Genomic DNA, 10,953 nt, shown 5'->3' with positions numbered 1-10,953 from the left:
GCCGAAGACTAATCATCCGGGGTCGCGCTTGTCATCATGCAGCGCAACAAAGGAGCGCGTGTCCTGAAAAACAGCCCGAAAGCCGTGCGTCGGAAAGCCAGCGCCATCACCATCGACGACGTCGCGGCGCACGCCGGCGTGTCCGCCATGACGGTGTCGCGCGTCATCAACGGCCATGCGGGGGTGCGTGACGGCAACCGGGAGCGTGTCATGCGCAGCGTGCTCGCACTGGATTACCGCCCCAACCTTGCGGCGAGCGCACTGGCCGCGGCGCAGCACACCTGCATCGCGTTGATCTACACCAATCCGAGCTCCAGCTACCTGCGCGAACTGCTGGTGGGCGCGCTGCGTGGCTCCACCCGGGCAGCGGCACAGCTGGTGATCGCCACCTGGGATGAACTGGGCAGCCAGCAACGTCGCGAGGCAGCACGGCAATTGTCCAACAGCGTGGCGGGCGTGATTCTTCCGCCGCCCCTGTGCGAATCACAGGACATCGTCGACACCTTCGTGACCGCCGGCATTCCCGTCGTCTCCATCGCATCCAGCCATTTCAGCGACCGGCTGTCGTGCGTGCGCATTGATGACCGCCAGGCAAGCCACGACATGGTGTCGCATCTGATCGCTTACGGGCATGCCCGCATCGGCTACATCACCGGCGATCCAAATCAGACCGCCAGCGCGCACCGCTGGCAAGGCTACCGGGATGCCTTGGCTGACGCCGGCATCGGCTACGACGACACGCTCGTCCAGCCGGGATATTTCACGTACCGCTCCGGGCTGGAGGCGGCCGAACGGTTGTTGACGCTGCCCCAGCCGCCCAGCGCGATCTTCGCCAGCAACGATGACATGGCGTCGGCCGTGGTTTCCGTCGCCCATCGCCGCGGGTTGGAGGTGCCAGGGGATCTTTCGGTGGTGGGCTTCGACGACACCTCCGCGGCAACGATGGTGTGGCCGGAACTGACGACCATCCATCAGCCGGTGGCCGCGATGGCGGACACCGCCATCGATATCCTGCTACGCGCGATCCGGCATCCCGCGTCCTCGGCGCGCGCCACCGTGAACCATGTGCTGCCCTACCAGTTGATCACGCGGGCGTCTGTTTCGAGGCCTTTGCTGGCCCTTTAGCCGACGACTGCTTCACAAACGGCGGTCAAGAACCTGACCCGGCCAACCGTCTATGTTGAAGGTCGACAACCGTTCGTAACCGCACGATTCGTAGAAACGCACCAGGTCGCCACTGCCCCCGGCATAGCAATCCACGCGCACGTAAGCGACACCCGCGGCACGTGCCTGCTCGTCGGCGAACGCCATCAGCCGGCGGCCGATACCGCGCACGCGCGGATCGCGCGAAGCAATCAGCACACGCACGTAGAGCTCTGGCTCGACCGCTGCCGGCACGTAAGGCATGGCGTCTCCCAACGCCAGGAACGCACGCACCTCGCCCTGTGCGGTCTCAGCTACCCACGCACCCGGCAGCGCGCAGGCGTCGGTCACCTGGGTGATACGGCGTGGAATCGATGACCACGCTTCGCTACCCCACTGCTGTGGGTTGCCGATGGCCACGAACCAGGCAATCACCTCGTCGAACAACCGCAGTACAGCGGGCGCATCGGCCACGCTGGCGCGGCGCATCGTCAGTGTTTGTTTTGCTGCATCAGTCACGCATACCTCTCCTGCCTGGTGGCGCTACGCCACAACCAGCAGCAGTGTGCCGCCATCGGTGGCAGACACCAAGCCTCTCGCGAGATCGATGTTGGCATCGCAGAGACGGGGCGTGTAACGCCACGTGGCCTCAGCCGGCCGCTTCCAGCGCCGAGCGCGGCATGGCAAGCCGCGAGGCGCGCAGGTATCGCAGGTACTTTCCGATGAAGACGCCGGTGAACCCGCCCGACAACAACAGATAGGCGGCGCGGAAGCCGACATCGAGGTTGAGCGAAGGGGAGACGGAAAGCGCTACCTCGAAGCCGTACTTCACCACAAACGTGAGCAGCAGCAGCGGCAGCAGGCTGTAGTCCGCACTGCGCCACAACCTCCCCGTGGATATGTTGACGGTGAGCGTTGCCCGTCGCAGCAGCATCCACCCAAGGCCCATGCCCGCACCGATGCCGACCACCCATTCCCCCCACGCCTCCCAGGAACTGCCGAAACGGTGGCCGAGCGACCAGGCCCCCCAGGCGGTGAAGAGAGCCGGCACGATGGCCAGTTTCGTGAGCGAGGTTTCACCGGGTCTCATGGCAGCGATGCCGCGGCTGACCAGGAAGACCAGGAGCGCCCAGACCCACACAGGGGTGTTCGAGATGAGGTGCTGCAGCATGATCACGGGGAGTCCTTGATGTGGGCGGGTGCCGGCGATGCACGCCGCGCGGGAATGGCTCCATTCTCGCTTTGCACCGACCCATCACAAGTGACAGGTGTCAGGCATCAGTAAGTACGACCATCATTTCCCTGGCGTCGAGCCATGGCGCGTGTAGAGGGTCAGGTCCGCTGCAACTCATAGTTGGCCACCATCCTGTCCAGAAGGTCCAGTTCGTTGGGAGGAACTGGCGAGGCGGTATCACACACAATCGACGAGGCCAGATAGTACTCGGTGTCATTGCGGAGGCGGCCACGCCGCAGGAGGGCCTTGTAGTGACGAGAGCGGCGCTGCCAGAGCTGACTCATCGTCGGTGCACCAGCCCCGGCTAGAGAGGCATCTGCTGCAGCGATCTGCTGTGGCGAGAAATCCCCGAAGTCCTCCAGGATGTCATTGACCGCTTGTTTCAGGCCTGGCAGGACACGTGAAACACCCAGCTGGCGCTCGTAGACCGCAAGCACATTGATTGGATTGTGCGGGTGCTCGAGCCCCAACACCCGTTGCGGCGTGAGATGTGTCTCCCAGTGAACAAAGAAGCGCTTCAGTTCGTCGTACTCACGCTGCTTTTCTGCAGATACCGACCTGACCATATGAGGTTCAACTCCGCCGCATCAGAATCATCTTCTCCTGCGACATGTCCCGCATCGTGTACGGAATCCCGCCCGTGCCGTAGCCCGATTCGCGGCGGCCGGCGAAAGGCATCCAGTCCGTGCGGAACGCAGTCGGATCATTGATCATCACGGCCGAGGCATCCAGCCGGTTGGCGGCGCGCATGGCGATGTCGATATCCTGCGCGAACACGCTGGCCTGGAAGGCGGTGGGCAGGGCGTTGGCGCGCGCGATCGCCTCGTCGAGGTCGGTGTAGCGATAAACGGCCACCACCGGGCCGAAGACTTCCTGCGTGGTCACCCGCGCGTCGCTGGCCGGATCGAGCAGCACGGTGGGCTGCAGTGTGGTCTCGGAAAGTCGCTTGCCGCCGGTGGCAAGCTGCGCACCGCCGCTCACCGCTTCGTCAATCCACTCGGCCACGCGGTCGGCCTCGCGCGGCTGGATCAGCGGGCCCACCTCGGTGTCCTTCAGGGTCGGGTCGCCGGTACGCAGCCGTTCAACCCGGGCGACGAGGGCCTGGGTGAAGGCGTCTGCAATGTCGTTGTGGACGAAGATGCGCTGTGTGGACACGCACACCTGGCCGGCATGGTAGTAGCCGCCCTTGACGATCGGCTCGATGATCCTGGCCAGGTCAGCACTGCGGTCGACGAGGGCGGGCGCAACCCCGCCGTGCTCCAGCGCCGAACGTGCGCCGTGTGCCAGCTTGGCGTGCAGCGACCACCCTACCCTCGCCGAACCGATGAAGCTCAGAAAGGCAATGCGCCTGTCGGTGGCCAGCGCCTCGGCCAGGTCGTTGCCTTCGGGGAGGAAACTCTGGCACCACGGTTCGGGCAGCCCGGCCTCATGCACCATCGCCACGAATTCCAGGCAGGACAGTGGCGTTGCCGAGGCCGGCTTGATGATGACCGGGCACCCCACGGCGATGGCCGGCGCGACCTGATGGACGATCAGGTTGAGCGGGTGATTGAACGCCGAGATGGCCGCCACGATGCCGATGGGCTCCCGGGTCGTGAATGCCCAGCGGCCTTCGGACGCTGCGGAAAGACCCATCGGGATTTCGCGGCCGGCAAAGTTGCGCAGCTCGTCGGCCGCATTGTGGACGCCATCGATCGCACGTGTGGTCTCGATGATCGCATCCGGGAGCGGTTTGCCGCCCTCGCGTGCAATCTGCAGGGCGAGGTGGTCGCGTTTGGCATCCATCAGGGCGGCAAGCTTGCGCAGGATGGCGATACGCTGGTGCGGGGCGAGCCAGCCGTCGCGGTTCTTGAAAACCCGCTCGGCGGCACTGAGCTTGCGCTCCAGCGCGGCGGCGGTATCCATTCCGATCTCAGCGATAGGGGCGCGGTCAAAAGCCTGTACGACGGTCAACATCTTGAGCTCCTTGCGGAAGGGTCAGCGAGGGCGATCACGCGCAGCCCACGTCCGGCGTGCGGTTGCGCAGCTCGTCCACCAGCACGCGGGTGTTCTCGGCATAGTCGATCGGCACATCCAGCACGTGGACACCGCCGCCTGCGAAGGCGGCTTCGATCATGGGCACCAGGTCGCCTACTGCGGTCACCCGGCTCCCCTTGGCGCCGTAGGCCTCGGCATACTTCACGAAATCCGGATTGCCAAAGCGCATCCCGAAATCCTCGAAGCCATCCACCGCCTGTTTCCAGCGGATCATGCCGTAGGCGCTGTCGTTGAGGATCACCACCACCAGGTTGAGTCCGAGGCGCACGGCGGTTTCCATCTCCTGCGAGTTCATCATGAAGCCGCCGTCACCGCATACGGCCAGGACGCGCCGCTTCGGGTACAGCATCGCGGCCATCATGGCGGACGGCAGGCCGGCCCCCATCGTGGCCAGCGCATTGTCGACCAGCAACGTGTTGGCGACATGCGTGCGGTAGTTGCGCGCGAACCAGATCTTGTACATACCGTTGTCAAGGCAGACGATGCCGTCGTCCGGCATGGACTGGCGCACGTCATGTACCAGCCGTTGCGGCGTGACCGGGAAGCGGTCCTCCTCGGCACGGTCGTTGAGACGGGCCAGGATCTTCTGGCGCAGCTCGATCATGCCTTCGTCAGTCGCCAAGCGGCCTTCCAGCCGCCCGGCCAGGGCATCCACCGAAGCCCCGATGTCGCCCAGCACCTCGATATCGGGGTGATACACCTGCTCCACCGTGGCGGACTGGAAGCTGATATGGACGACCTTGGGGCCGCCGCCGCTCTTCATCAGGAAGGGCGGCTTTTCGACCGTGTCATGGCCAATGGCGATGATCAGATCAGCACGGGCAACGGCTTCGTGGACATAGTCGCCCTCGGAGAGCGCGGCCGTTCCCATGTACAGGTTGGAACCGCCGGTGACGGCGCCCTTGCCCATCTGCGTGTTGAAAAACGGCAGGCGGGTCCGCGTGACGAACGCGGAAAGCGCCTCGGCGAGCCACGGGCGGCTTCCCGCCGCACCGATCATCACCAGCGGCCGTTTGGCGGCCAGGATGGCCGCTTCTGCGCGGTCGAGCGCGGCAGACGGTGCGATCGGACGCTCCAGCGGATGAACCGGGATGACGGGGATATCCTCCACCTCCTCGCCGGCGACATCCTCCGGGAGCTCCAGATGCACCGGCCCTGGGCGCTCTTCCATGGCCACGCGGAAGGCATCGCGCACCGTGGCCGGAATCGCGGCCGGGCTGACGATCTGACGCGTCATTTTCGTGAGCGGCTTCATCGAGGCCACGATATCCACGATCTGGAACCGTGCCTGCTTGGCGCTCATCACCGGCTTCTGCCCCGTGATCAGAATCATCGGCCACGCGCCGAGGTGGGCATAGGCCGCGCCGGTGGAGAAATTCAGCGCGCCCGGGCCGAGCGTGGCGAGGCATACACCTGGCCTGCCGGTGAGCCGGCCGTGGGTGGCGGCCATGAACGCGGCCGCCTGCTCGTGGCGTGTGAGCACCAGCTCGATGTGCGAGGTCCGGAGCGACTCAAGGAAGTCCAGATTCTCCTCGCCCGGGACACCAAAGATGCGGTCGACGCCTTCGTTCTCCAGCGCCTTGACCAGTAGATCCGATCCCTTCTGCATAGCTTCGATCCTTACGGTGAAGTCAGGATCACTATACCCGGGCCGATGTCAGCGCTGCGTCGGATGTCTGCGGGAGGCTGTGCGCCCCGGGTGCCGGTAGTTTTACTGACCTCACCCCGCACGTATTGCGGTTGAGCACGTGGAGCGCTGTGGCCAGACTCGAGTCACACCCGGTGCCCGCCATGCGTGGCGACTTCGTGCATGTAGATCAACACAGCACATCATGGATAAAACGTGGAGACTTCCCGATCTGGTCGCCGAGCAGCCTCCGGCGTGACGTGTGCGGGTACGTTCGTGTCACCGCAATCGATCCGCGGCAGCCTGCTCGTGGTCGGGCTGGCTGCGTCGGCGCCCTGGTGCGCATTGGCGCAGAGCGTGGACGCGGCCAGCTGTATCACGGTACCGGCAAGCGTACCCGCCCAGCAGGTCCGCGCGAACGGCACGGTCCTGACGGTCGCAAGCGGCACCTACGCGCCGACCACCGTCGGTGCACCGGCCTTCTATGCCGCCAATGCCGGCGTGATCAACGCTACCGGCGCGGTGGCGTTGATCACCAGTGCCGCCAACACGGCCACGGTCTGCTCGACCAACGCGGGCGCGGTCAACTTCCTGGCGGCCGGCTCCACCGTCAGCCGGCTGGGCGCCGGGGGGCCTGCTGCCCGCGTGGAGGCAGGCACCACGCTGACCTCCAACGGCACGCGTTTCTACACGTCCCTGGCCAACAGTGAAGGCATCCAGGTCGCAGGCGGCCGCTTCACCGGCAGCGGCGATGTCATTGCCACCGGGATATTGCTGGGGACGCAACCCGGCAATCCCGCCACCTACGGTCTGCCGGTGGACGCCAGCGGCAATCTCGTCACCGATCCCGATGCCTACGTGGGCAAGGCCGCAACGGCGGCCCACGGCATCAGTGCCATTGACGGCACCGTCCGGTTGAATGTGGACAGCGCCGGCGTTCCCACGGGTGGCACCACATCGATCCATATCCTCGGCACCGGCGCCGGTGCAACCAATGGCAGCCACGGGTTGCTCGGCGCCAGCGGCGCGCAGTTCGACGTGCATGCGGTGAACATCCTCACCCGCGGCAACAACAACAGTGGTGGACGCTTTGCCACCGGTTCGCGCCTCCAGGCATCCCAGCTTTCCATCGATACCACCGGCACCGGCGCGACCGGCCTGGTGTTCGCTGATGCGCAAGGCACCTTGTCCGGGCTGACCATCAACGCCACCGGCATCACCGCGCACGGGCTGTCGGCCACCGGCACCTCCCAGGTGCAGGTTGATGGGCTGGACATCCGCGTGGCCGGGCAGAATGCGCACGGCGTGCTGGCCGGGAGCGGCAGCACGGTCACACTGGCAGGAGCGCCGGGTGTCGTCATCGCTGCAGGACAGACCGGCAATGCGCTGCGCGCCGAAGGCGGTGGCAGCGCGCTTACGGCAAACGGGCTGCGCCTCTCAACGCTGCTCAACGGTGCCATCGCTGGCCATGCGCTGACATCAGGCACGCTCACGCTGAGCGGCAGTGCGATCTACACCTCCGGCATTGCCGGCGGCAACGCGGCGGTTGGCCTGCAGGCCGCCAGCGGCGGTACCGTGGTCAGCCAAGGCAATGCCCTGCTGACCGGCGTACAGCTCGGCACGGATCCTGCCGCCGCCAGCTATGGCCTGCCGGTGGATGCCGGCGGCAATGCCACCACGGATCCTGCCGCGTATGTGGCCACCGGCACCACCGGGGCGAACGGCGCGCAGGTGTCCTCCACGGGTGGCACGCTGCGGCTGGACGTGGCGGCCGATGGCTCAGCGTTGGGCACCACGACCCGTATCGAGACCTACGGCAACAACAGCACCGGCGTGCTGGTAGCCCAGGCGGCTTCCGCGACCTCGCGGCTGCAGGCAGCAGACACGGTGATCACCACGCACGGGATGAACGCCAACGCCGTGCTGGTCCAGGGCGCCGTCGGCGGGGTCGGACCACAGGCGGCGTTGCTGCGCCTGGACACGCGCACCACCGATCTCAATGCCAACGGCGTGTATGGCCAGGCTGGCGCGCAGGTCAGCGTCACCGACAGTATCCTGACCACCTCGGGAAGCGGGGGCGGTATCCGTGCCGATGGCGCGGCAACCCGCATCACCGCGCGCAATCTCTACATCGGCGGCGGTGGCGCGGGTGGCATCGGGCTGAACGCCACCGGCGGCACCATCGACAGCGCTGGAACGACCATCATCAACTCAGGCCGCCCCGGGATGACGCTCAACGCCAGCGGTGGCACCGCGGGCACGCTGATCTCCAGTGGCGACACGATCCGTACCGGCGTCCTGCTGGGAACCGACCTGGCGCTGCCGACCTTTGGCAGGCCGATCGATGCAGGCGGCAACCCGGTGACCGACCCCGCTGCCTTCATGGCGTCCGGCATCTCCGGGCACGGGGTGTATGTGGGCACGGCCGGGGGGCGGGTCTGGATGAACGTCACTCCGGTGACGGGGCAGGCCGACGGCGCACGCAGCAGTATCACTACGCTGGGCAACGCCAGCGAAGGCTTCAACATCCAGGGCGTGGATGCGATCGCGACCCTGGCCAATGTGAGTGTCTCCACGCGCGGCACCGATTCCATCGGTGCACGCGCGGCGGGGGCTGGGCAGATCCGTACGAGCGGCATGACCGTCACCACCAGCGGGTTGCATGGCTACGGGCTGGCCGCGTATGCCGACAGCCTGCTGACTGCGACGGCAAGCAGCATCGCCACCACAGGCGTGCAGGCGCACGGGCTGATTGCCTGGGCCGACAACGGGCACCTGCTGCTGGGCGGCGGCAGCCATGTCACTACCCGCGGTGCGCTGGCCCACGCAACGGTGGCATGGAACGGCGGTCGGGTGGACGTGGCGGATACCACGCTGGCCACGACCGGTCCCGGCGCGGCGGCGTTGCTGGTCCGTGGCGACCCCGCCCCAGCCTCGGCGTTCGTTACGCAGTCCACGCTATCCGCTGCGGACGGCCCCGGCGTGGGCGCCATCGGTGCAGCGCAGATCGACCTGACCGGCACCACGGTGCAAGGCCGCGACCTGTGGCTCAAGGTCGGTGCCATTGCCGATTTCGACGGGCTCGACGCCGCTGTCCCGCTCCTTCCCCCGGACCTTCCGCCCGATGATCCGCCAGTGCCCCTGCCGATGGCCTTACCGGCGCCGCAGGGTGTGTTGCCGGCCGCCGACACCCCGACCCTTGCCAGCATCACCGCGACCGGCAGCGTGCTCACCGGCGCCACGATCACCCTGCCCGGCAGCCTCTCCAATGTGGCGCTGCATGACACGCTGTGGAACCTGACCGGCAGCTCCACGCTCACCACGCTGCTCAATGATCGCAGCCGGATCGCGTTCGCGGTGCCTGGCGGAGATCCCGTCCAATTGGCCAGCTACAGAACCCTGACCGTGTCGCGCTACAGCGGTAATGGCACGCTCGCGCTGAACACCTGGCTGGGCGACGATGCCTCGCCCTCGGACCAGCTGGTCGTGGTGGATGGCAGCAGCAGTGGCCCGGGCGTGCTGGAGATACACAACACCGGCGGACGTGGCGACCGGACGCTGGCCGATGGCATCCGCGTGGTGCAGGCACGCAACGCCACCAGCACGCCCGACAACTTCGCGCTGGCGGCACCGGTGGTGGCGGGTCCGTACGAGTACTTCCTGTTCCGCGGTGGCGCGGCCACGGTCTCCGGCGCGGATGTGGAGAACAGCTGGTACCTGCGCTCGGTGATCGACTGCGCCAGCCCGGGCGCGCCGGTACCGCCCTGCCCCGCCCCTCCTCTCCCGCCGCCACCGGATCCTGCTCCGCCGGATCCCGTGCCCCCTGAACCGCCCAGCCCCTCGCCGCCCCCGGCCTATCGCCAGGAGGTGTCGCTGATCGCGGCCGTACCGGCGATGGCCCAGGTGTACGGCCGCACCCTGATCGATACCCTGCACGAACGGGTCGGCGATGAGCAGCTGCTGCATCAGCGCGGCGACCTGGATACCGAACGTAGCGGATTCAATGGCGCCTGGATGCGCTATCTCGGCCACGACGGCGAACATGATGGTGGCCGGCGCGGCATCTATGGCGATCGCGGGCCCGACTTCGACTACCGTTTCGATGCGTTGCAGATCGGTACCGACCTCTACCGGCGCGTGGATGCCGATGACCTGCGCCGCCGTCACGCCGGTGTCTACCTCGCGTATGGCAAAGGCAAGGGCGAGGTGCGGCACAACCTCCTGGATTACCGCTTCCATGCTGGCACTGACCGGTTCAAGGCCGGCTCGGTCGGCGGCTACTGGACAGCGTTCTCCGCCAAAGGCGCCTATATCGACGCCGTGGCCCAGTACACCTGGTATGACATGCGCCTGCAGTCCCCGCGCACGTCCGACAGTTTTGTCGATGCCGATGGGCTGGCGCTGTCGCTGGAAGGCGGCTGGCCGTTCATCCTCAACGAGGGCGACGGGTCCTCCGGCGAGGACGGGCGTTGGCGTCTGGAGCCGCAGGCGCAGGTGATCTGGCAGCAGATCGACGTCGACGACCTCGATGATCACACCGCGCAGGTGCACTTCAGCGACGGTGACTCGCTGGTCGGGCGCATCGGCGCGCGATTGAATCGCACCGGCCAGCACGAGACCGCGCAGGGTGAGGCCCGCAGCAGCAATGCCTGGCTGCGCGCCAACGTGTGGCACGAGTTCCGCGGCACGCCCCGCGCCGCGTTCGCCACCAACAGCGGCTACGTGCCGTTCGCCGTGGATATGGGCGGCTCATGGGGCGAAGTGGGCATCGGCGGAACCTGGCAGGTCACCCAGACCGGCTACCTGTTTGCCGATCTCGATTACAGCTGGAGCTTCAATGGCGACGAGAACGCGTGGAACGGCAAGCTGGGCATGCGCTGGAACTGGTAGACGCTGTGATTCCAGGGGATGG

General features: G+C 66.7%; 7 protein-coding genes. 2 read left to right on the top strand and 5 right to left on the bottom strand.

Annotated elements, in window-relative coordinates; all coding sequences use genetic code 11:
* Positions 1–36: 36 nt before the first annotated feature.
* Positions 37–1,125 (top strand): LacI family DNA-binding transcriptional regulator, encoded by a 1,089-nt coding sequence (locus ABE571_RS00730; RefSeq protein WP_346462373.1) that lies wholly within the window; start codon positions 37–39, stop codon positions 1,123–1,125.
* A gap of 12 nt (positions 1,126–1,137) precedes the next feature.
* Here ABE571_RS00730 and ABE571_RS00725 read toward each other — a convergent pair whose 3' ends face one another.
* From ABE571_RS00725 to ABE571_RS00705, 5 genes are all read right to left on the bottom strand, one after another.
* On the bottom strand, positions 1,138–1,662 hold the full coding sequence (locus tag ABE571_RS00725) for a GNAT family N-acetyltransferase (protein WP_313218412.1): 525 nt from the start codon (positions 1,660–1,662) through the stop codon (positions 1,138–1,140).
* Between the two features lie 130 nt (positions 1,663–1,792).
* On the bottom strand, positions 1,793–2,320 hold the full coding sequence (locus tag ABE571_RS00720; protein WP_313209782.1) for a DUF6622 family protein: 528 nt from the start codon (positions 2,318–2,320) through the stop codon (positions 1,793–1,795).
* Between the two features lie 155 nt (positions 2,321–2,475).
* Positions 2,476–2,943 (bottom strand): hypothetical protein, encoded by a 468-nt coding sequence (locus ABE571_RS00715; protein ID WP_313209785.1) that lies wholly within the window; start codon positions 2,941–2,943, stop codon positions 2,476–2,478.
* Between the two features lie 7 nt (positions 2,944–2,950).
* A complete protein-coding gene (locus ABE571_RS00710) occupies positions 2,951–4,333 on the bottom strand; it encodes an aldehyde dehydrogenase family protein (RefSeq protein ID WP_346493000.1) in 1,383 nt (460 codons plus the stop codon).
* Between the two features lie 34 nt (positions 4,334–4,367).
* Entirely contained in the window at positions 4,368–6,023 is a 1,656-nt protein-coding gene (locus ABE571_RS00705; protein WP_313209789.1) for an acetolactate synthase large subunit, read from the bottom strand.
* A 294-nt stretch (positions 6,024–6,317) separates the two neighbouring features.
* On the opposite strand from ABE571_RS00705, the gene ABE571_RS00700 reads away from it, so the two are divergent.
* Entirely contained in the window at positions 6,318–10,931 is a 4,614-nt protein-coding gene (locus ABE571_RS00700; protein WP_346492999.1) for an autotransporter outer membrane beta-barrel domain-containing protein, read from the top strand.
* Positions 10,932–10,953 lie beyond the last annotated feature (22 nt).

It is taken from the genome of Stenotrophomonas sp. TWI273 (genome assembly GCF_039674765.1).
In the GTDB taxonomy this organism is placed as follows: domain Bacteria; phylum Pseudomonadota; class Gammaproteobacteria; order Xanthomonadales; family Xanthomonadaceae; genus Stenotrophomonas.
This window is presented reverse-complemented; position numbering and strand designations above follow the sequence as displayed.

What these genes read in the sequence shown, in the direction of transcription:
- ABE571_RS00730 (WP_346462373.1), top strand. Translation starts at nt 37, where the DNA reads ATGCAGCGCAACAAAGGAGCGCGTGTCCTGAAAAACAGCCCGAAAGCC.
- ABE571_RS00715 (WP_313209785.1), bottom strand. Translation starts at nt 2,943, where the DNA reads ATGGTCAGGTCGGTATCTGCAGAAAAGCAGCGTGAGTACGACGAACTG.
- ABE571_RS00710 (WP_346493000.1), bottom strand. Translation starts at nt 4,333, where the DNA reads ATGTTGACCGTCGTACAGGCTTTTGACCGCGCCCCTATCGCTGAGATC.
- ABE571_RS00705 (WP_313209789.1), bottom strand. Translation starts at nt 6,023, where the DNA reads ATGCAGAAGGGATCGGATCTACTGGTCAAGGCGCTGGAGAACGAAGGC.